The organism is Exiguobacterium sp. RIT594 (genome assembly GCF_003339585.1).
Classification (GTDB): Bacteria; Bacillota; Bacilli; order Exiguobacteriales; family Exiguobacteriaceae; genus Exiguobacterium_A.
In genome coordinates, this window is the sequence record NZ_QPKF01000001.1 from 1,534,231 (window position 1) to 1,555,869 (window position 21,639).

Genomic DNA, 21,639 nt, shown 5'->3' on the forward strand with positions numbered 1-21,639 from the left:
TCACTCCTATAGCGAAAGGAAGCGAATCATAAAGTTCGCTTCCTTTGTTTTTTTGGTAATTGAATTCGGAAAACGGATCCTTTGCCCAGTTCACTTTCGACCTGGACTTCTCCATCGTGCGACCGGACGACGTTTGCAACAATCGCAAGACCGATTCCGGTCCCTGTCTTGCCGCGTGTCCGGGCTTTGTCCGCCTTGTAAAAACGGTCAAAGACGAACGGGACATCCTCTTCCGGAATACCGTCCCCTGAATCAATTACAGATAAAGATATAGTTTCCCTATCTTCTGTGATTTCAATCTTGATTTGTCCATTTTCCGTATACCGTAACGCATTTCCAAGCAGATTTGTCATCACCTGATCCATTTGATCCGGATCAGCTTCAAACTGCACGTCGGGACCGGCCACTTCGAACGAGACCCGCTTTTCAAGTCCCATCTGCTTGAACTTCTTGATCATCCGGTTCGCGAACGGAACGGCATCAATCGGTTCAATCCGTTTTTCCTGATATCCGGCTTCCATCCGTGCCAGATCGAGCAAATCATTGACGAGGCGGGACAACCGTTGCGACTCATCGTAAATGATGGACGCAAACTCTTTTGTCGCTTCATCACTTTCAGTCATCCCGTCAACAATTGCTTCCGAATAACCTTGCAGCATGACGAGCGGTGTCCGCAGCTCATGGCTGACGTTTGCGACGAAGTCGGCCCGCATTTTCTCAAGTTGCTGCGCTTCCGTCATATCGCGCAGGACAGCAACTGCTCCGATTTGTTCTTCCTGCTCAAGCAACGGGCTGACGATGATGATATAAAAGCGGCCTTCCCGTTCAAAGGAAACCGTCATTTCTTTTTCTTTGCGCATGACCGTCTGGAACAACTCAATCAACTCATCCGGAACCGGTCCACCCGCCAGGAACGCTTCGGCCGGCGGATTAGTCGCCAGTAATTCACCTGATTCCGAGAAGGTCAAGACACCGTCCGCCATACACCTTAAGATGGACGATAACAGATGACGTTCCTTATCAAGATCCGTGACGTACTGATTGAGCTGACTGCTCATCTCATTAAACGCCAGCGCCAAATCCCCAATTTCGTCGCGCGAGCGCTGGGTCAGACTCTGATCAAACTTTCCTTCACCGGCCTCGACGACCGCTTGACGAATCGTTCGGAGCGGAGCCGTAATCCGGGTCGACAGGAAGAAGGCAAAGACGGTCGTTCCGATGATGGCCAGCAACACACAAAGCTGAATGATTTGCCGCGCTCCTTCATTCGCCTGTTCGATGTTCGTCAACTGCTCGATCAGATACATCGTCCCGCTTCCGCTTTCCGTGATGAACGGAGCACGGTAAGCAAGAGCTGCTTTTCCGTTAAACGTCTCGTAGTTCCCGATTGCGGTCTCCCCTTCTTCACCGTCAACGGCTTTCCAGTTCTGACGTTCGAGTTCCTTGATGATCCGCTTTGCTTTTGTTTCCGAGATATTCGTTTCGACCGTATCGTCTTTCGTCGTCGCAATCAAGGTCGCCCCGTAAATATCGGTAATCTCGATCGCGGTCGCCGATCCTTCTTCGAGACCGCTGTGGGCCTGGAAGACCGTTTCGACCTGTTGCCCGAGTTTCGCGAGATGACCCCGTTCCTGTTCGATATGGAACGAGTTAAAAAATTCGAGTAATAAAATCGTCAAGGCAATCAAGACGACGGAAACGAGTAATAAAATCGTTCCCCACAATTTAATGACGACGCTCTGTAACCATTTCATCGTCAGGCGGGATTATTCTCGAACTTATAGCCGACACCCCAAACCGTCGTAATCATTTGGGCTGCATTTGGTGACAGACGGTTCAGTTTTTCACGCAGTCGTTTGACATGGGTGTCAACGGTCCGTAAGTCGCCGAAAAACTCATAGTTCCAGACTTCTTTTAATAACTGTTCCCGCGAAAAGACTTTGTCCGTCTGCTTCGCCAGGAAATACAGCAATTCATATTCTTTTGGTGTCAAATTGACTTCCTGCGATTCGACTGTGACGCGGTGGGCATCATTATCAATCGTCAAGTGCGGGAAGACGATGACATCTTTTGTTTTCGCATCCGTATGCAGGAACTTCGTTGCACTTGCCCGGCGCAGGATTGCCTTGACACGTAAGACGACTTCGCGTGGACTGAACGGTTTGACGATATAATCGTCCGCACCCATTTCAAAACCGTGGACCCGGTTCGTCTCTTCGCCTTTTGCCGTCAGCATGACGATTGGTGTCGCTTTCGTTTTCCGCAGTTCTTCACAGACCTGCATGCCATCGAGCTTCGGCATCATCAAATCAAGTAGAATCACATCATATTCCGTTTCAAGTGCCATCTCGAGAGCCGTTTCTCCATTGTCGGCTTCTTCAATCGTAAAGTTCTCACGTTCGAGATACATTTTTAATAAACGTCGAATCCGTTCTTCGTCATCGACGACTAAAATACGCGCTTCTTCTGACATCAGTTGATTCCTCCCATGAACTAATCTGTCTCACTCTATCCTACTACTCTCCTAGTATACTATGAAACAAAAGAAATAGCGTCTCTGACCGCGGAAATCAATCGTCTCGCCTAAAAAAGGATGGACAGCGGAAGTTTCCTTCCACCGTCCATCCTTGACTGATGATTCCAGTAATTGTTTTCGTTACTTATGCGTAAGAGTGAAGACCCGCAACGACCAAGTTGACGAAGACGAGGTTGAACATGATGACGGCAAAGCCGCCGACACACAACCACGCTGATTTTTTACCAATCCAGCCGCGCTGGATCCGCATGTGCAGGTAGAAGACGTAGAACAGCATCGTGATCAAGGCCCATACTTCTTTCGGGTCCCAGCCCCAGTAACGGCTCCATGCCATCTGTGCCCAAATCATTGCAAAGATCAGTCCACCGAGAATGAAGACAGGCAAACCAATCGCAATCGCACGGTAGCTGATTTCATCTGCTGTCTCGAGATCAATCTTACGGGCGATCGGTTTCAGGCTCTCCGCCAAACGTTTCCGTAAAATGACGAAGCGAAGCAGGATATAGAAGACTAAACCGCCGATCAATGACCATAAGACCGTATTGACCTTATTGGCATTGAGGAAATTCGGTAATTCAACGACAGCACCAGAACCGGAAATGATCTTTCCGTTTTCAGGACCAGTCAAAACTGGCATCGTGTAGTCATGTTGCATCGTCGCACCGTTTTTCGCGACATACTCGATCGTCGAGTTCGTTCCGAGTGCATTGAACAATAAACCGACGATGATATAACCGACGACACATGCGAGTGAAAACATGACGACTTCAAGCCATGTCCGTGTTTTCGATTCTTTGTTGAAGTCTGTCGCATGGATCAGGTACAGCAATCCGGTTGCGAAGCTGACTGCAAGAATCCCTTCTCCGAGTGCTGCCGTCGTCACGTGGATTTTCAACCAGACACTTTGAAGTGCCGGAATCAACGGTTGAACTTCATCCGGGAACATCGACGCGTAAGCGATGACAAGCAACGCGACCGGCATCGCCACAAGTCCGAGGACATTGTTGCGATAAATCCCGTAGACGATCAGGAAGCCGAGTACCATCATCATTCCGAAGAATGTCGTGTACTCATAAAGATTCGAAACCGGAACGTGTCCAGCTCCTGCCCAGCGTGTGAAGAAGTAGCCGAGCTGGGCCACAAATCCCAAAAGAGCGAGTGAGAAAGCAATTTTCCCGGAACGGCTTGGTCCCTTTTTACCACTTGTTGCGACGGCAAAGAAACCGGTACTGATCAGATATAAGATGAACGACGTAAGCAGTAAATTACCGCTTAAACTAAGCAGATTCATTTCGATTCCCCCTCTTCCCGCAACTTCTGCCGGTCTTCCAGTTGCGGAAGTCCCACTTCAGTCAAGGCGAGATTGACTTCTTTTTGAAGTCCAAGTGCATTTTTATTCGTAAATCCGGCAATGTTGATCTGCCCGTTTGTTTCTTTCAACCAGAGTCTGCGGTGCGGCCAGTACATGCCGAGCAGCAACCCGATCATGAATATCATACCGCCAGCGAACAGGAATGGCAGCGTCAGATCTTTTTTAATCCGGACGCCGGAAATGTTCGACAGTTCCGTACCGGCAAAGCCCATCTTGTACTGGTTTTCATCGCCGCCGACATTCAGCTTAATTCCGATCAGACTCCGTTCCCCTTTTGGATGTTCCGGTGATTTGATCGTAAAGACAAACGCCGGATTGACGGGACGGGACGAGTTCGTTGTCGGTTTTCCATCCTTGACGACGAAGTCCGGTAAGAAGTCTTTCAGTTCGACGTCATAACCGTTCTTTAATTTGTAAGTTTCCTGCGGATTGCGCAAGTCGACTTTAATCGTATCGACGACCTTACCCGTTTTTTGATTCTCGATGTTGAATGACATCGTCTTGAATTCCGGATCCGCTGCATACTGTTCTTGGAAAACTTGATAATTCCCGAACTCGAACGGTTGGTTGACGGCTGTTTCACCGGTTTTGACTTTCTCAAGTTTCGGTTTAAAGTCGTCCGTCATGCCGGTTTTTTTATACAGCGTCATCTGGGTGTCATAGTTCTTTGGAACACTTCCACCGGCCCGTTTCAGAGCTTCTCTGAATTTCTCAGGTTCTTTTGCCGGATCATAAAACTCAATGTTAAACGAGTTATTCTCGAGATAATACTTATTGTCCGTCGCTTCGACCGGCAATGTTTCGCCTTCACGGATCCACATCAGCTCATCTTCGTGCATGCCGGGAACGATGCGTAACATCGCCCCGCCGAAGAACAGGACAAGCCCGATATGGTTGATATACGGACCCCAGCGCCCGAAGCGTTGTTTCTCCGCGAGCAAGGAACCGTCTTGACGACGGACCTTGTAGCCTTTTTTCTTCAGTAACGGTTCAATGGCATCAATCTGTTTGACCGTCCCAGTCGCTTCAGCGCCAAATCGCTGACCGCCCATAAAACGGTCGGACTGGATGACCGGTTGTTTCTTCAACGCACGATACAGCGGGAAGAAACGGTCGATCGATACAATGATGATGGATAACAGCAATAATGTGATTAAGCCGATGTACCACCAGGATTCAAACAAATTATGGAAGCCGAGGGCATAATAAATCTCACCGGCCGTGCCATATTCTTTTCCGTAAAATTCTTCAGGCGGAATCGCTTGCGGAATGTACATCTCCTGCGGGAAGATGGTTCCGACGCCGCTTGCGATGATGATTAAGCCGATCAACCACAAACCGACTTTAACGGATGAAAAGAACGTCCATGTCCGGTCGATCCATGATTGATTTTTTCGTTTTGAACGAAGCTCGGCTTCCTCATAACGCATATCCAGTTGCTTATATTCCTGCTGCATCATAAATTCCCCCTCGATGCGTTACTCGTTTGCTTTTTTGATCATTTCCTCTAACTTCGCTTGGTCAATTTCACCTTCATACTTTTCAACGACCTTACCTTCTTTGTTGATGATGAAAGTCACAGGCAGGTTGTAGATCCCGTATGCCTTCTCAACGGCACTGTTCGTATCCATCAGGACCGGATAGTCGGTTCCTCCGATTTCCTTGATGAAACTGGATACTCGGACCGGTGTCTCACCGACGTTGACTGCCGCAAAATTAACACCCTCTTTTTGCATCATGTCGTAATTGTCGTTGATCAACGGCATTTCTTTTTTACAGGGCTCACAGAATGTCCCCCAAAAATTGAGTAAAAGTCCTTTGCCTTTGTACTCGTCCATCGTATGTTGTTTTTCTCCATACAAATCGACAAGTGCAAATCCTGGCGCGTCATCTCCGGCAAGGACACGACCGTCTTTATCCCGTGTCGCCTGATCGACAAACTGCATGATAACGACCGCACCGGCGAATAATACCATCGTCATGATCATTAACCGCCAAAATGAACGTTTTTTCTTCTTTTGCTTCGCGGCTGCTAGCCGCTCATCCGGGTTCTGATTCGTTTTTTTCATGTTGCACCGCCTCCACCCATATTGTACTTGAAATCGCTTAATTGTTGACAGAATGTGAAATACGTTAATCGTTTTGTCACAAACAAAGAAAACTCAACCCGCAGGCTGAGCTTCTCGCTTTACAAATTAACGTTTTTTTGTGTTCTTACGTCTTTTCGTAGGGGGAGCAACCGGATCCGCCAGCTCACGCAATTGATTGACTTCTTTTTTCGAAAGTTCACGCCAGTCGCCTGATGTTAATCCAGCAAGCGTCAGGAAACCAAACTGTTCCCGTTTCAACTTGATGACTTCTGCACCGAGTGTTTCGACCATTTGACGGACTTGACGGTTATGGCCTTCATAGATGACCATTTCTAAAATCGCGGTATTTTTTTTCTTATCGACATCGCGCATCTCGACGCGTGCTTTACCGGTTTTGAATCCGTCCGGTAAGACGACACCTTTTTCAAGACCTTTGACATGATAGTAGTCCGGCACGCCTTTGATTTTGACGATGTAACGTTTCGGTACTTTGTATTTCGGGTGGAGCAGGAGATTCGAAAACTCGCCGTCGTTCGTCAACAGCAATAATCCGCTTGTGTTGTAGTCAAGACGGCCGACCGGGAAGACGCGGTGACCCGGGGGAACAAGATCGACGACCGTTTTACGGCCTTTATCATCTTCTACCGTCGAGACGACACCGGTTGGTTTATACAGCATGTAGTAAACGTGTTCTTCCCGTTCCAGCTTAACGCCGTCGACTTCGACTTCTGCACGTCCGCCGACTTTCGTCCCGAGTTCCGTGATGACTTTCCCGTTGACTTTGACGCGACCTTCTGTGATTAGTTCTTCTGCCTTGCGTCGTGATGCGACACCGGCCTGGGCAATAATTTTTTGTAGACGTTCCATTAATTTATTCTCTCCTCTAGTGACGGTTCATTCCGGAAAAACAAATCCCCGTCCGCTTCAAGTGTTTCTTCAAACTCAAGCGGCGGCAATTCTTCGATACTGTTCAGTCCGAAGTGATCCAAAAAATGATCCGTCGTCTTATACAATTTGGCACGCCCGACGCCTTTGGCACGTCCGGCTTCATCAATTAATCCTTTTGCACTTAACGTGTGGATGACACGTTCCGTCTTCACACCACGAATGACTTCGATGTCCGCCCGGGTAACCGGCTGTTTGTAGGCGATGATGACGAGTGTCTCCATCGCAGCACGTGACAGGCTGTCCTCTGCAAGAGACCCGGCATACGCCTGCACATACGGTGACATCTCTTTCCGGGTGACCATCTTGAAGACACCGCCGGACTCAACGATTTGCAATACCCGTTCGTCCGCTTCAAATGTTGTCTGAAGGGCGTGCAACTGTTCCCGAGCCGCTGCCTCACTGATTTCAAGGACTTGACTCAGACCACGCGGATCGATTCCGTCGTCTCCGACGACGAACAACAAACTTTCAATGATTCGCTCATACGCCAATCTGATTCTCCTCCTTCACTAAGGCACGCAACAGGATATCGTCGTTCATTTGCTCACAGGCGACGACCCGTTGTTTGACCAGTTCGAGTACGGCCAAAAAGCTGACGACCAATTCTTCAACGGTCGGTTGTTCCGTGAAGAAACCAAAAAACGTCGTTCCTTCATTGGCAAAAACATATTCCGAAACATGAACCATCTGTTGTTCAAGAGTCCGTTCTTCCCGTTTGACGGTTTTTGAACGGCGTACTTTCCAGGCGACACGTTGACGCATTTTCTCATAGGCGCGCAACAAGTCACTAAAAGACAGGTTTCCACTGTAATCCTGATTGTCCGGATCCAAATACGTCATCAAGTCTTCCGGCTGTTTTGAAAACAGTTCGAGCCGCGCTTCTTCCTTTTCCTTTAAGACAAGTGCAGCTTCTTTGTATGCTTTATATTCAATCAGTTGCTGAATCAACCCTTCACGTGTCGGATCCTCTTCAAAATCCGGAACTTCTTCGAAATCCGTCTGTTCGACAGGTAACAGTTGTTTACTTTTTAATTGCAGGAGCGTCGCTGCCATGACAAGGTATTCACTTGCAACATCCAGTTCGAGATGCTGCATGGCCCGAATATAGGACACATACTGATCCGTCACGATTGAGACGGAAATATCATACAGGTCAATCTCCAGTTTACCAATCAAATGCAACAACAAATCCAACGGGCCTTCAAACGCATCCATCTTTACACTGTATGATTCCATGATTCTCCCTGCCCATCAACGTTTTTTGCGCCTTAGTATACCACACATCACCTGATTTCGACTATGCTATATTAAAAGGAAAGGAGATCCATCCATGCATCCAATCGAACAATTTGCCTTTGAATTCAACGTCCAACATGACTATTTCGAATGCCACGAAGTACTTGAAGAATTGTGGCAGGCCGGGCAACGGCAAGATGAATCCCTCGTCGCCTTGATTCAGCTCGCCGTCGCCCGCTATCACCACCGCCGCGGCAATGTACAGGGAGCGATGCGGACCTATCCGAAAGCGTTCCAAAAACTCGAACGGCATGCCGGATCACTGTCCGCCCAAGGCATCGATGTCCCCCGTCTGCTTGCCTTACAACCAGTATTCATGCAGCCGGACTACGAGCATATTCCGTTACCCCTCGCACATGACTTGGACCAACGGATCAACAGTCTGCCGATTGAACAGTTGCAGGACCTGTCGTTCTTGCGACATAAACACGTCCTGCGGGACCGGCAGGATGTCATCACGGCACGACAAGCGGCACTTGCCGCGCGGCAAAAAAAATGAAAAACCGGTCCGTAACTACATGGACCGGTTTTTATTGATTTTTCCATTTCTCAACAAGTCGACTCGTTTCGTCCGTTGCACCCGTGATTTCTGTCCGCAACATCTTTTCGGCTGCATCCAGTAACATATACGACATCCGTTCCCCGCGGAACGATGGCGACAAGGCGATATGTTTCAATTCAGCGTGGCCATCCACTAATTGAAATCCGATGATGCCGATAAAATCTTCATCCTGTTTATAGAGATACAACTGTTGATTCTCATCTTGTTCATAGGTTTGAACCGTTTCAAGCAAATACTTCGGATCCTTCACTTCGCACGAAAAAGCGATTAACCCCATCGCGGTCCGTTCATTCAACTTTTTATATTTTACTAGCATCTGATTCTACACCTTCCTAGTTTCAACAACTCTCAGGAACATGATCAACTGAGACTTGTTTATTCTACACCTTCTCGACCTGAAATGCTTCACTTTTCGTCAAATCCGTCAAAAAAGCAGACTCCGGTAAAACAATTGCCTCTGTCCCATTTTCAAACAAGACCTCCCTGTCCGGTGACAGGGAGGCGCACTTTTTCAGACGATACTGTTTTACTTCGAATCTTCCAGTACTTTAATGAATTCGCGCATGTAGTCCGGTAAATCCGGTGGGCGACGGCTTGAAATGATGTGTCCGTCAACGATGACCGGCTCATCATGCCACGTTGCTCCGGCATTTGTCATATCATCTTTGATTCCCGGTGTACTCGTGACATTGACACCATTCAAGACACCTGCTGAAATCAGAACCCACCCGGCGTGACAAATCTGACCGATCGGTTGTTTCGTTTGGTCAAAATGACGGACCATGGCGAGGACCGAATCAAACCGGCGCAATAGATCGGGTGACCAGCCACCCGGTACTAAAATCGCATCGTAATCTGCCGGATTGATTTCGTCAAACGTTTTGTCCGACACAATCGGGACACCGTATTTTCCGATATATTTTTCATCGGCCTTCTCACCAACGATGTCGACCGTTGCTCCCTCTTCGCGTAACCGGTGGACCGGATACCACAGCTCTAAATCTTCAAAATCATTACTGACAAGTTGGATGATCTTTTTTCCTGCTAAACGCATGATGCATCACTCCTTCGTTTTTCGGTTCTTGTTGTCACTTCCCGTATTGAACGAAAAAAAAACTCCCCTTCTTTCATCAAAGAAGGGAAGAAATCACTTACGCTTCGACACGAATTTCTTTAATGCCAGCGCCTTGCTTCATTTTTGTTGCATGTTCAAGACCTGATGTCACTTGTCCGAAGACTGTGTGCACGCCGTCGAGGTGTGGTTGCGGCTCATGAACAACGAAGAATTGGCTTGATCCCGTGTTACGACCAGCATGTGCCATTGAAAGTGAACCGGCTTTATGCTTGTGCGGGTATGATGTTGACGTTTCACACGGAATCGTCTTACCTGATCCGCCTGTACCGTTTCCGATCGGGCAACCGCCTTGTGAGACGAAACCAGGGATGACACGGTGGAAGTTCAATCCATCGTAGAAGTTCGAGTTCGCAAGGTTCTCGAAGTTTTCTGTTGTGATCGGTGCATCGTCGTTAAACAGTTCAAACTCAATTTTATTACCGTCTTCCAGTAAGATATATCCTGTTTTTTGCATCGTATACCAACCTTTCGCGCTTTTCAGCTGTGGTGTTCGCCACGACATTCGCGGCTCCGTTACCTAGTGTATCAAATCTTTACGCAAAACGCAGGTTTTTTACTCACTCGACCGCGGATTCGAGAATTTCGAGCACAACCGTTTCACCGGCAGTCACCGATGCCTGAATGCCGTTCGGTAACGGGAAGACCGGATCCGTATGCCCGAAGTCTGCTCCGAGTACAATCGGGAAGTCATAACCGCGGGTCGCCCGCAGGAGAATGTCCTTCAGCGTAAAGTCCGGATCAAACTCGACTTTTCCGTGAAAACGCCCGATGACAATCGCCGAAATCTTTTCATATGCCCCGAGATGACGGAGTTGTGTAAAGTACCGGTCGATCGTCGCCGGTGTTTCGCTTTCGTCATCTTCAAGCATTAAAACAGCACCGTCGAACGACGGCATATACGGTGTCCCGGCAAGCAACAGCAGTGTCCCGAGATTGCCGGCGATGATCGGTCCGCTCCCTTGTCCTGCGCGGGCGACGACGTACCCCTCATTGACGACGTGTGTCCGTCTCCGGTCATCATTGACATCCCAGCGCAAACCTTCATCCGTCCATTCGTCGGATGCTTCGATTTGACCAATCGGTCCGGTCTGCATCAACGTTTTTTCAAACCACTTCTGCGTATACGTATCCAGTCCGTGCAGTTGACCAAACTGCGGTAAAATCGCAGGCCCGACGAACGTCGTCAAACCGGTTTTCGTCTGAATGCCAGACAGAAGAGCCGTAATGTCACTGTACCCCATGAAGATTTTCGGATTATTCCGGATCAAGTCGTAATCCAGTTCATCGAGCAACTGATGCGAGTTAAAGCCGCCAATCGTTGCAATGATCGCTTTGACGTCCGGATTTTGAAACGCCATATGTAAATCTTGAAGCCGTTCCCCGATCGTTCCTGCCGTATGACTGTGGACCGCTGTCGTGTTCGGCATCACGAGGACTTGAAAGCCCATCCGTTCAAGCGTCTCGATTCCCCGTTGCAGACGACGCGGTACGTACGCTGCGACGGCAGAAGCCGGTGAAAGAATCGCAATCGTATCCCCGACGTTTAATTGAGCTGGTTTCATCTGGTTTCCCCCTCCCGTTTATGTTTTTACTATACCAAAAAACAACCGTCTGGGAAAGAAACCCAGACGGTTGTCAGAAAACACCTTATTGAATGACTGCGTGAACGAGCGGACGTGCTTCCGGCTTCGTGTCACTGATATGATACGCGTGATCCATTTTTTCGATTGCTTGATCGAGTGTTTCTTTGTTCGAACGGAGTGTCGCGATGACATCACCGACTTCGACTTTGTCGCCGACTTTTTTGAACAATGTAACGCTTGCTGCGTGATCGATGACATCCGTTTTCGTTGCCCGGCCTGCACCGAGAATCATCGCTGCGACACCAACTTCATCGGCAATGATTTCTGAGACGTATCCGGCTTTAGACGCGACGAAATCTTTTTCGAACTTCGTTTCAAGTGCTTTTGACATATCGTCAACGAGTGACGCGTCGCCGCCTTGTGCTGCGATGAATTTCTTGAAGACGTCAAGTGCTGCTCCGTTTGCGAGACGTGTTTCAAGATCGGCATACGCTTCGTCAAACGTCGGGTAGAACTCACCGAGGACTGCCATGTGTGATGCAATCGTCAAGGCAATGACTTTCAAATCGCGTACATCTTTCCCTTGGAGGACTTCAATCGCTTCTTTGACTTCGTTTGCATTTCCGATTTCGTTTCCGAGCGGCTGATCCATGTCCGTGATGACGGCAATCGTCTTCCGGTTAACACTTTTTCCGATTGAAACCATTTCTGTCGCAAGTGCTTTCGCGTCTTCAAATGATTTCATGAAAGCGCCTGAACCCGTTTTAACGTCAAGGACGATGCTGTCTGCACCGGCTGCGATTTTTTTCGACATGATTGAGCTTGCGATCAATGGAATCGAGTTGACCGTCGCCGTCACGTCACGTAACGCATACAATTTTTTATCGGCTGGTGTCAGGTTGCCTGTTTGACCGATGATTGCCATCTTGATGTCATTGACTTGTGTCACGAAAGCTTCTTCCGATAACTCGACATCAAATCCAGGGAACGCTTCGAGCTTATCGATCGTTCCGCCTGTGTGACCAAGACCACGTCCGCTCATCTTCGCGACAGGAATTCCGATTGATGCGACGAGTGGTGCGACGATCAGACTGATCTTATCGCCGACTCCGCCTGTTGAGTGTTTGTCGACTTTTTTACCGTGGATGCGTGATAAATCAATCACGTCACCTGATTCGACCATCGCCATCGTTAAATCCGCGATTTCGCGGTCCGACATGCCTTGATAGAAAATTGCCATCGACATGGCTGACATTTGGTAATCCGGGATGTCACCGTTCGTGAATCCTTCGACCATCGCTTTAATATCGGCTGTTGGTAACTCGCCACCGTCTCGTTTTGTTGCAATCAAATCTACCATACGCATAATAAGTTCCTCCTCAAGGGGTCGTTCGTATTTTTATCGGGCTACAATTCTTACATTTTTTTGATCGAACCGCGGACAAGTGACAGGAAGTGCGCACGGACACGTTCCGTCGTTTCCATGACTTCGTCGTGGTGAAGCGGCTGATCGAGAATGCCGGCTGCCATGTTCGAGACACACGAAATACCAAGCACGCGCATATCCGAGTGACGGGCAACGATGACTTCCGGAACCGTCGACATACCGACGACATCTCCACCGAGCAGGCGGGCAAGTTTCACTTCCGCCGGTGTTTCGTACGTCGGACCTGTATTGCCGAAGTAAACGCCTTGACGCACTTGAATACCAAGTTCGTCTGCTGTTTCTTGGGCAAGACGCAACAATTCAGCGTCATACGGCTTCGACATATCCGGGAAACGTGGTCCCATCTCATCAACGTTTTTGCCAATCAACGGGTTTGTGCCGAAGAAGTTGATGTGATCCGTGATCAGCATCAAATCTCCCGGTTCAAATGCTTCGTTACACGCACCGGCTGCGTTCGTGACAATCAGTGTTTCGACACCGATTGCTTTCATGACACGGACCGGGAAGGTAACCATTTCCATCGAATAGCCTTCATAGAAATGAAAACGTCCTTGCATGGCAACGACTTGTTTGCCTTCGAGCGTTCCGAAGACGAGCTGCCCGGCATGACCTTCTACCGTCGAGACGGGGAAGTTCGGGATATCGCTGTAAGGAATCGCAATCGGATTTTCGATGTCATCCGCCAGGACACCGAGTCCTGAACCGAGAATCAAACCGATTTCCGGTTTCGCCTGCATCTTGCTTTCTAAATACGACCGTGTTTCATTCCAATTGACTGTCATCTGAATCGCTCCCTTAAATTAAAGTTCTGACAAGAAACTCGTACCGTGCGCCGGCAGCTTCACGTTGAAGTTATCGGCAACCGTTGCTCCAAGGTCAGCAAACGTCGAACGGATACCAAGATCTTTTGCAACACCGTTTTTCGAGTAGACCAACAGCGGAACGTACTCACGGGTATGATCTGTTCCCGGATGAACCGGATCATTGCCGTGGTCTGCTGTGATGATCAATAAATCATCTTCCTGCAGGCGATCAAAGACTTCCGGCAGACGGGCATCAAACTCTTCTAATGCCTGACCGTATCCTTGCGGGTCGCGACGGTGACCGAACAACGCATCAAAATCGACGAGGTTCAAGAAGCAAAGTCCCGTAAAGTCACGATCGAGCTGATTGACGAGTTGATCCATACCGTCCATGTTCGATTTTGTCCGAATCGCGTCCGTGACACCTTCACCATCAAAGATATCGGCAATTTTCCCGAGCGAGATGACATCAAGACCCGCTGTTTCGAGTTCATTCATGACAGTCCGGTCAAACGGCTTCAGCGCATAGTCGTGACGGTTTGAAGTCCGGACCCATGCTCCCTGCTCACCGAGGAACGGACGGGCAATGATCCGGCCGAGCATATACGGGTCGTCGCGTGTAATATCACGGGCATACTCGCAAATCCGGTAGAGTTCTTCAAGCGGCACGACTTCTTCATGCGCTGCGATTTGAAGCACGGAGTCTGCTGATGTATAAACAATCAACGCACCGGTCTCGACATGTTCCTGTCCAAGTTCATCGAGAATTTCTGTTCCGGATGCCGGTTTGTTCCCGATGATTTTCCGGCCTGAGAATGTTTCCAGGCGACCGATTAAATCTTCCGGGAACTTCTCAAAGACGCGGAACGGCGTGTCGATCCGCAAGCCCATGATTTCCCAGTGACCAGTCATCGTATCTTTGCCGGCTGAAACTTCTTCCATCTTCCCGTAAGAAGCAAGTGGCGTAGCATCTGCTGACACACCTTGAACAGGTTCAATATGCGACAGACCAAGCTGAGCGAGATGCGGCATATTCAGACCGTCACGTTGTTCCGCAATATGTCCGAGTGTGTGCGCACCAAGGTCACCGAATTGTTCTGCATCCGGTGCTTCTCCGATTCCTACCGAATCCATGACGACTAAAAATACGCGTTTGAATGGTTGAGCCATATTAAAATTCCTCCTATATGCTTATTGCTTATTACTAAAGATAAATCCCGTTAGAATTTTCCCGTAAATGGACTAGACAAAACACCCTATTTGTCTGAAGTCAGACCTTTTAAACGTAAAACCATCATGCACGGGGATGATGGTTCTTATAGACATCATGCAGCCTGGCTTTATTGACATGTGTGTACATTTGCGTCGTCGATAAATCGGCATGCCCTAACATTTCCTGAACGACACGCAAGTCTGCTCCGTTCTCAAGAAGATGGGTCGCAAACGAATGACGCAAAACGTGGGGAGTGATGTCTTTTTCAATTCCCGCTTCTTTTGCGCGGCGTTTAATCATCTTCCAAAAACCCTGCCGCGATAAACGATCGCCGCGACTGTTGAGGAACACATAATCCGTTTGCCGTCCACCGAGACTGTTGCGGGCCAGCTCAAGATAAGTCGAGACGCTGTCAATTGCTGTCTGACTGATCGGGATAATCCGGGTTTTGTTGCCTTTTCCAAGACAGGACAAGTAACCAAGTTCAAGTTGCAAATCACTCAGTGTCAACTGTAACAATTCACTGACACGCATACCGGTTCCGTAGAGCAATTCAAGCATTGCTGCATCCCGCCGGACAAGCGGATCATTTCCGACGACCGAATCAAGCAAACGGACGATATCGGTTTGACTCCAAACAACCGGCAGTTTTTTATCCGGTTTCGGCAAATCAAGATGACGTGACGGATCATGGCGGACAATTTGACGTTCCACTAAAAACTGATGGAACGATCGGATCGAGCTCGTCGACCGCCGGACCGTCGACCGTGATTTTTGCGCCTGTAACAAGGATTCAATATGAAGGACGATATGGTGGCGTGTGACTTCTTCCGCGGACGAAATCCCTTGCTGTTCAAGCGTCGTCAAATACTGGTTTAAATCATTTCGATAAGCAGCTGCCGTGTTCGCTGACATCTGCCGCTCAATCACTAAATAGTCGATAAATGTCTCCAGTTGTTGTCTCACTGAACTCATCCTCTGTCATTAAGAAATCGCTTACTTTCCCATCATATCAAAGGTGTAAACCGTTGTGAAGAGGTCTGACCTATATTTTTCAAAAAGAAAAACCGTCCCCTTTTTGATGAGGACAGTCAGACGGTTTGTGTTTGTGATTGTTCCAGTGCTTCGCGTGCATGACGCTCTTGGCAAACCCGGCATACACCATGGAACGTCAAGCGGTGATCTTTGATTTTAAATTGGAAACGCGTGACGATTTCTTTTTCGACTTCTTCTAACATATCATCCAGGATTTCCTCGACAGATCCGCATTCGATACAGACGAGATGATGATGCGAGTGGCTCGCACCTTCCTGCCGTAAATCAAATCGGGATACGCCGTCTCCGAAATTGACTTTATCAACGACTTCAAGCTCCGTTAATAATTCAAGTGTCCGGTAGACCGTCGCAAGTCCAATGTCTGAGTTTTTTTCTTTGACCAATAAAAAGACATTCTCTGCACTTAAGTGGTCCGACTCATGCTCCAGTAAAATCCGTACGGTCGCTTCACGTTGGGGAGTCAGCTTATATCCTTTACCGCTCAGCTGTTTTTTAATGCGTTCAACACGACTTTCCATCATAGCGCCCCCTTTGGTCGAAACTGATGGTTTTATCATAGCCGATAATCTGCTGTTTTTCAAATTAAAATGATTATCAACTGAAAATCATTCACTTTAGAATGATTTTAATGTACGAATGTGCCAATGCTGAATCGCCATGATCGTTTTGGCATCGACAATCGTCCCGTCTGCGACAAGTTCAAGTGCCCGTTCAAGCGTCAACGTCTGGTTTTCCAAGAATTCATCTGGATCCAGTTGGCGTTGCCCCGCAGTCAAACCCGTTGCTTCATAAATATGTACGCGTTCGCTGCAAAAACCGGGTGCTCCGTAAAAATCAAACACATGCGTCAGCTCATCTGCCGCGTATCCGGTCTCTTCCTTCAATTCACGTCCTGCGCACTCTTCCGGATTTTCCCCTTTTTCCAGTTTTCCGGCCGGGATTTCAATCGATAATTGTTCAAACGCTTTCCGGTACTGCTCGACGACTAACAAATCTCCTTTTTCGTCAAACGCAATGATTGCGACTGCGCCGTTATGATAGACCAATTCACGGACAGATGTATTACCGTTCGGAAGACTGACGACATGTTTCTCGACGTTAAAGACTTTTCCTTCATAAATAACTTCCCGCTCTAATGTTTTTTCTTCCATCATAGACACCTCTTCTAATCGAATTTCTTCTCTTTCATAGTATGCCTGTTTTTCGATTCCCGTTGCAAGTCTGTTTCCTTTTCCGACGGAATGCCCATTCCTTACAAATCCACCCGGGAACAACCTGGATCAAATATGCTAAACTGATACACAGTAGCACTAGTCGAAAGAAATGAGGGATTGATATGACACTAGGTTTAGGTACGATGACGATTTTAAAACGGGGTCAAGAGGAAGCAACCGAAATACTCCGGACAGCGCTCGACGAAGGCATCGTCCACTTCGATACAGCAGATGTCTATGCCAACGGCGCAGTCGAGTCACTGATTGGACAGACTTTCTCACCGGAAGATCGCAGCCGGATGTTTTTGGCGTCAAAAGGCGGAAACCGGATGAATGATACAGGGACCGGCTGGACGTGGGACCCGAGCTACGACTATCTGAAAAAAGCGTGTATGGAGAGTCTGAACCGTCTCGAAACACCGTATCTCGACCTCTATTATGTCCATGGCGGAACGATGGACGATGATTTGGACGCTTCGATTCGTGCCATGAAAGACTTGCAGGAAGAAGGACGGATCAAAGAATACGGCCTCTCGTCACTCCGTCCAAACGTCATCAACTATTGGCTTGACCATAGTGATTTCAGTTATTTGATGACACCGTATTCGCTGCTCGACCGTCGGATCGAGGAGTTATTGCCGCGGCTTCAAGAGCGAAACATTAAACTCGTTGCCCGCGGACCGCTCGCCAAAGGTCTTCTGACGACAGAGAGCATGTCTCGTCTTCAATCGGTCGACCGGTTCGAACAGTACGATAAGGAACAGCTGGAACACATTTTATCGACATTACAGGACTATCCCCTCCCGGCCATGGCACTGCAGGCTATTGATCAGCAAGCTGATATCGTACTGCCGGGTGCGTCAAGTGTGTCGCAACTGCAGGCGAATCTGCAGGCGATGCGGGAACCGTTGACGGCTGAACAGATTGCGCATGTCTTGTCACTTCTTCCCGTCCATACGTATACAGAACACCGGTGAGGTTTGAGTTTTTCACCAGCAGGGAAACTTCTTCTTTGTAACGTTATTACAGAGGAGGAGTTTTTATCATGTCAAAAATTTTAATCGTATCTACAAGTGCTGACGAAATGAACGGTCATAAAACCGGTTTATGGTTCGAGGAGTTTGCTGCTCCGTTCAACCTGTTCAAAGAAGCCGGTCACGATGTCACAGTCGTTTCGGTCAAAGGCGGCGACGTACCGATCGATAAAGCATCAATGGTGAAAGAAATCCTGCCTAAATTCCAGGAAGCACGCCGTGCCTTACACGACACGACGCCACTTGCCGATGTAGATGCTGCATCATTTGATGCTGTTTACTTCCCGGGCGGTCATGGGGCAGTCGTCGATTTCCCGAATAATCCACTCGTCGCAGGTGCAATCGAAGCGATGGTCAAAAAAGACGGGATCGTCGCATCTGTTTGCCATGGTCCTGCTGCCTTTGCACACGTTACGATTGATGGCAAACCATTCGTATCAGGCCGTCAAATCAACGGCTTCACGGACGAAGAAGAAAAATCAACAGGACTCGAAGACAAAGTCCCGTTCTTGCTTGAAACAACATTACGCGGTGAAGGGGCAACCTTCCTGACTTCCGATGCCGGAAAAGAATTTGCTGTCATCGACGGTAACGTCATCACAGGTCAAAATCCTGCATCAAGTGAAGCTGTCGCTAAACTCGTCATTGCTAAACTTGCAACTGTCTAAGCAACTATTCCTACACGAAAGCCCCGATCCGATGCGTACATCGGATCGGGGCTTTTTATGTGATTCGGTCGGAAAAGATTGCATTTACGGTAAAACGCGTTCGTAGGCTTCGATTTCACGGCTCAATTCTTCTAACTTTTGTTTTTGTGTTTCATACCGTGGTGTCAGCTCAAGGTGTTCCTGCTCCAGACTCGTTTGTTCCGCCGGAGTGAACGCACGGGGAACAACCCGTTCCCGCCGGTACCACCGTTTCGGGATAATCGTCGGTTCCGGACCCGTCTTCAGGAGATGATCGACCTGATCGTATGCCGACCGGACTTCTTCAAACTGATCTTTGACAGATGGATGCTCCTGACGCAATTGTTCGAGGCGTGTCGCGACGAACGGTTGCGACTTCAGCACCAGCTGTTGTTTAATCGATTGCTTCAGAATCTGTTTGACTTGTGACCGTTGCACATCTGATTCTGATTCGTCTGCTACGATTTCAAGATTCAGCTCTCCCGCTTCATCTAAAATCTGTTCCATTTCCTCAAACGATAACCAGACCAACTGTTGTGTGACAAACCGGTCAATCAATCCGGATTCTTCATAGTAGTCACCGATTTCTCCGCCTAATTTTAATTCTGCGACGGCATAATGAACTTGATGTTCAATCATCTCATCCGTGACTTCATCCAACCATTCTTCATAATCTGTAAATACACTCACGTTCGTAGTCCTCCTCTAATCCCTTTACAATTCATTTACTGTACCATATCGTCTGTCTCGAATGCTCTTTTGACGACGCAAAAAAACAATCCCCTGTTTTGACAAAGGATTGATGATATCACTGTATAGTTTAGACATTCGCCTGACTTTTCTTTATTTCTTCCATCGCCCAGTCACACCAATCGAGATAATTCAGCATCATGCGTAAGCCGTATTCACTCGTCAAGGTTTCCCCGAGCGTTGCCCCGTTTTCTAAATGATCTTTCCGCCAGACCTTCATCATATCGACGGCAAACTGGTGATGCCGCTTCGATTCTTCCAAATACAAAATCGCTTCATCCGGCGGCAACAGATGCAGCAAGGACACCCGCATCAAGTTTTCATCTTTCATCTTCGGCTTGAACTCACTTGGCGCACGCAACCAGGCGACAAGTGCCGTTTGACCTTCTTCCGTAATCGAATAGACCTTTTTATCGGGTAAGTCTTCTTGGACGATATACACACTGGTCACAAGCTGATCTTCTTCCATTTTCAACAATTCACGGTAAATTTGTGTATGATGTGCCGTCCAAAAATGGGTCATCTGCTTTTTGAACGTCGTACTTAAATCATATCCGGTCGCTTCTCCCTGAGTTAGCAGTCCGAGCAATGCAAATCGTAACGCCACTGGCTGCACCTTCTTTCATCAAATGTATATATTGTTAATTATCTCAAAGAAATGCCCATTATGCTACTTTTTGCCTAGCTTTACCGCAAAAAAACGAAAGGACTGACGCATAAAAATGCATGACAGCCCTTTCGTTATGTCTGTTGGACACGATATGCTTGAATTCCGTCATTCACACGTCTAAAGTAGGCAGACGGATGCGGTACGAATTGATCACGGTGGATGATTTCCTGATCGACGGTCTTAAACGTTTCTGCTGTCTCATCCGTCAGCCGGGCAAACTCGGAAAGTGGTAAGGCAATCAATCGACTGACCTCTTCTGTTTGCAGAACATAACGTTCGAGCGGCATTGCTGAATCCGTCAGGAACAGATGGACTCGTTCACGATCTTTCAAGTCACCTACTATCAACTCTTCCAGGAAAACGCCAAGGGAAAACAACTCCTCAAACTGCCGGACAAGCCCAATCTCTTCTTTGAGTTCGCGGATTCCGTCCCTTGGCGCTTCACCTGCGAGCAAATGCCCGGCAGCCGTGATATCAATCAACTCCGGAAAATCCTTTTTCTGCTTCGCCCGTTGCTGTAACAAAACGTGTCCTTTGTCGAGATCAATGACAAAGCAATGAAACGTTTCATGCCATAATCCGTCACGATGTACCGTTTCCCGGGTCTCTGGATACAGCGGCTGACCGGATGAATCGACGACCATCAACTGTTCCGATTCACTCATCGCAACACCTTCGATGCTTGATAAAACCGTTCGCCGACCGTGTACAATTCAGCAATCAAAAAGAGGACGGCAATCCAAATGATGGCGCTTGGGAACAGTAACATTGCAGTCAGGAAAAGAAATCCTTCCGTCCGTTCGACAAGACCCGGCTGATACTGAAATGATTTGAATCCGTAATTGTCGCTGACCGCTCCAATCGCAAGAAACATCGTCATACCGATGACGAATGAGGCGACGAGTAATAAAATAACGACCTGCGTCTCCGGAAACCGCAAGGCAATACCAATCAGGACGGATAATTCCACGACCCGGTCGAGGACTAAATCAAGAATCGTTCCGATCGGCGTTGTTTTCTCCCGTCGTGCCATCGTGCCGTCGACGACATCAAGCGCTCCGGACAGCCATAATAATAAAATTGCAATTCCCATCATATCGTTATAGACAAAGAAACCGGTCGAAGCACCGATAATGCCGGAAATGATTGTCACTTGGTTGGCCGAAAGCCCCATCTTCTTCAATAATGTCGCCATTTGCTCAAAAAGGGGCTGGACGACTTTTCTGGCGCGCGTATCTAACATG

The 21,639-nt window shown here is 48.2% G+C and carries 25 protein-coding genes; 3 read left to right on the plus strand and 22 right to left on the minus strand.

Annotated features, from left to right (window positions below; translation table 11 throughout):
- Positions 1 to 26 precede the first annotated feature (26 nt).
- The 8 genes from DVG79_RS07995 to DVG79_RS08030 form a co-directional block, all read right to left on the minus strand.
- Entirely contained in the window at positions 27 to 1,754 is a 1,728-nt protein-coding gene (locus tag DVG79_RS07995; protein WP_114596245.1) for a sensor histidine kinase, read from the minus strand.
- Positions 1,755 to 1,756: 2 nt separating this feature from the next.
- Complete coding sequence (locus DVG79_RS08000; RefSeq protein WP_012369919.1) at positions 1,757 to 2,473, minus strand: response regulator transcription factor; 717 nt, start codon at positions 2,471 to 2,473, stop codon at positions 1,757 to 1,759.
- Positions 2,474 to 2,660: 187 nt separating this feature from the next.
- On the minus strand, positions 2,661 to 3,827 hold the full coding sequence (gene ccsB, locus DVG79_RS08005) for a c-type cytochrome biogenesis protein CcsB (protein ID WP_114596246.1): 1,167 nt from the start codon (positions 3,825 to 3,827) through the stop codon (positions 2,661 to 2,663).
- Positions 3,824 to 5,365 carry a cytochrome c biogenesis protein ResB gene (gene resB / locus DVG79_RS08010; RefSeq protein WP_233494558.1) on the minus strand — a complete coding sequence of 514 codons (1,542 nt, stop codon included), beginning with the start codon at positions 5,363 to 5,365 and terminating at the stop codon, positions 3,824 to 3,826. The genes ccsB and resB overlap by 4 nt, the downstream gene beginning before the upstream one ends.
- A 21-nt stretch (positions 5,366 to 5,386) precedes the next feature.
- On the minus strand, positions 5,387 to 5,977 hold the full coding sequence (locus tag DVG79_RS08015; RefSeq protein WP_026828810.1) for a redoxin domain-containing protein: 591 nt from the start codon (positions 5,975 to 5,977) through the stop codon (positions 5,387 to 5,389).
- A gap of 126 nt (positions 5,978 to 6,103) precedes the next feature.
- A complete protein-coding gene (locus DVG79_RS08020; RefSeq protein WP_014969990.1) occupies positions 6,104 to 6,865 on the minus strand; it encodes a pseudouridine synthase in 762 nt (253 codons plus the stop codon).
- Positions 6,865 to 7,437 carry an SMC-Scp complex subunit ScpB gene (gene scpB / locus DVG79_RS08025; RefSeq protein WP_114596248.1) on the minus strand — a complete coding sequence of 191 codons (573 nt, stop codon included), beginning with the start codon at positions 7,435 to 7,437 and terminating at the stop codon, positions 6,865 to 6,867. The genes DVG79_RS08020 and scpB overlap by 1 nt, the downstream gene beginning before the upstream one ends.
- A complete protein-coding gene (locus DVG79_RS08030) occupies positions 7,427 to 8,182 on the minus strand; it encodes a segregation/condensation protein A (protein WP_114596249.1) in 756 nt (251 codons plus the stop codon). Before DVG79_RS08030 ends, scpB begins: the two co-directional genes overlap by 11 nt.
- Positions 8,183 to 8,276: 94 nt before the next feature.
- On the opposite strand from DVG79_RS08030, the gene DVG79_RS08035 reads away from it, so the two are divergent.
- The gene (locus DVG79_RS08035; protein WP_114596250.1) at positions 8,277 to 8,741 is read left to right on the plus strand and encodes a DUF309 domain-containing protein; all 465 of its coding nucleotides are present in this window, start codon (positions 8,277 to 8,279) and stop codon (positions 8,739 to 8,741) included.
- Positions 8,742 to 8,772: 31 nt separating this feature from the next.
- On the opposite strand, the gene DVG79_RS08040 is transcribed toward DVG79_RS08035, so the two are convergent.
- From DVG79_RS08040 to DVG79_RS08085, 10 genes are all read right to left on the minus strand, one after another.
- Positions 8,773 to 9,120: a GNAT family N-acetyltransferase gene (locus DVG79_RS08040; RefSeq protein WP_026828814.1), complete on the minus strand. Its 348-nt coding sequence runs from the start codon at positions 9,118 to 9,120 to the stop codon at positions 8,773 to 8,775.
- Between the two features lie 210 nt (positions 9,121 to 9,330).
- Positions 9,331 to 9,858, minus strand: coding sequence for a type 1 glutamine amidotransferase domain-containing protein (locus DVG79_RS08045; protein WP_114596251.1), 528 nt, complete (start codon positions 9,856 to 9,858; stop codon positions 9,331 to 9,333).
- A gap of 97 nt (positions 9,859 to 9,955) precedes the next feature.
- A complete protein-coding gene (locus DVG79_RS08050) occupies positions 9,956 to 10,393 on the minus strand; it encodes a peptidylprolyl isomerase (RefSeq protein ID WP_012369909.1) in 438 nt (145 codons plus the stop codon).
- Between the two features lie 103 nt (positions 10,394 to 10,496).
- Positions 10,497 to 11,501 carry a S66 family peptidase gene (locus tag DVG79_RS08055; RefSeq protein ID WP_114596252.1) on the minus strand — a complete coding sequence of 335 codons (1,005 nt, stop codon included), beginning with the start codon at positions 11,499 to 11,501 and terminating at the stop codon, positions 10,497 to 10,499.
- Between the two features lie 85 nt (positions 11,502 to 11,586).
- A complete protein-coding gene (locus tag DVG79_RS08060; RefSeq protein WP_114596253.1) occupies positions 11,587 to 12,888 on the minus strand; it encodes a pyrimidine-nucleoside phosphorylase in 1,302 nt (433 codons plus the stop codon).
- A 50-nt stretch (positions 12,889 to 12,938) separates the two neighbouring features.
- Positions 12,939 to 13,751 carry a purine-nucleoside phosphorylase gene (locus DVG79_RS08065; protein WP_026833469.1) on the minus strand — a complete coding sequence of 271 codons (813 nt, stop codon included), beginning with the start codon at positions 13,749 to 13,751 and terminating at the stop codon, positions 12,939 to 12,941.
- An 18-nt stretch (positions 13,752 to 13,769) separates the two neighbouring features.
- Positions 13,770 to 14,942 carry a phosphopentomutase gene (deoB, locus tag DVG79_RS08070; protein ID WP_114596254.1) on the minus strand — a complete coding sequence of 391 codons (1,173 nt, stop codon included), beginning with the start codon at positions 14,940 to 14,942 and terminating at the stop codon, positions 13,770 to 13,772.
- 124 nt (positions 14,943 to 15,066) lie between these two features.
- A complete protein-coding gene (gene xerD, locus DVG79_RS08075; protein ID WP_114596255.1) occupies positions 15,067 to 15,951 on the minus strand; it encodes a site-specific tyrosine recombinase XerD in 885 nt (294 codons plus the stop codon).
- Between the two features lie 125 nt (positions 15,952 to 16,076).
- Complete coding sequence (gene fur / locus DVG79_RS08080) at positions 16,077 to 16,559, minus strand: ferric iron uptake transcriptional regulator (RefSeq protein WP_026828821.1); 483 nt, start codon at positions 16,557 to 16,559, stop codon at positions 16,077 to 16,079.
- Positions 16,560 to 16,655: 96 nt separating this feature from the next.
- Positions 16,656 to 17,192: an NUDIX hydrolase gene (locus DVG79_RS08085; protein ID WP_114596256.1), complete on the minus strand. Its 537-nt coding sequence runs from the start codon at positions 17,190 to 17,192 to the stop codon at positions 16,656 to 16,658.
- A 185-nt stretch (positions 17,193 to 17,377) separates the two neighbouring features.
- Between DVG79_RS08085 and DVG79_RS08090 the strand changes: the two genes are divergently transcribed.
- Complete coding sequence (locus DVG79_RS08090; protein WP_114596257.1) at positions 17,378 to 18,232, plus strand: aldo/keto reductase; 855 nt, start codon at positions 17,378 to 17,380, stop codon at positions 18,230 to 18,232.
- A 68-nt stretch (positions 18,233 to 18,300) separates the two neighbouring features.
- A complete protein-coding gene (locus tag DVG79_RS08095; protein ID WP_114596258.1) occupies positions 18,301 to 18,957 on the plus strand; it encodes a type 1 glutamine amidotransferase domain-containing protein in 657 nt (218 codons plus the stop codon).
- 84 nt (positions 18,958 to 19,041) lie between these two features.
- Here the strand turns inward: DVG79_RS08095 and DVG79_RS08100 are convergent, their stop codons facing one another.
- From DVG79_RS08100 to DVG79_RS08115, 4 genes are all read right to left on the minus strand, one after another.
- On the minus strand, positions 19,042 to 19,665 hold the full coding sequence (locus DVG79_RS08100; RefSeq protein ID WP_114596259.1) for a hypothetical protein: 624 nt from the start codon (positions 19,663 to 19,665) through the stop codon (positions 19,042 to 19,044).
- Positions 19,666 to 19,795: 130 nt separating this feature from the next.
- On the minus strand, positions 19,796 to 20,332 hold the full coding sequence (locus tag DVG79_RS08105) for a PadR family transcriptional regulator (RefSeq protein ID WP_114596260.1): 537 nt from the start codon (positions 20,330 to 20,332) through the stop codon (positions 19,796 to 19,798).
- A gap of 134 nt (positions 20,333 to 20,466) precedes the next feature.
- Complete coding sequence (locus DVG79_RS08110) at positions 20,467 to 21,060, minus strand: NUDIX hydrolase (protein WP_114596261.1); 594 nt, start codon at positions 21,058 to 21,060, stop codon at positions 20,467 to 20,469.
- Positions 21,057 to 21,638, minus strand: a complete 582-nt coding sequence (locus tag DVG79_RS08115) for a CDP-alcohol phosphatidyltransferase family protein (RefSeq protein ID WP_114596262.1) — start codon at positions 21,636 to 21,638, stop codon at positions 21,057 to 21,059. Before DVG79_RS08115 ends, DVG79_RS08110 begins: the two co-directional genes overlap by 4 nt.
- Between the last annotated feature and the right edge of the window lies 1 nt (position 21,639).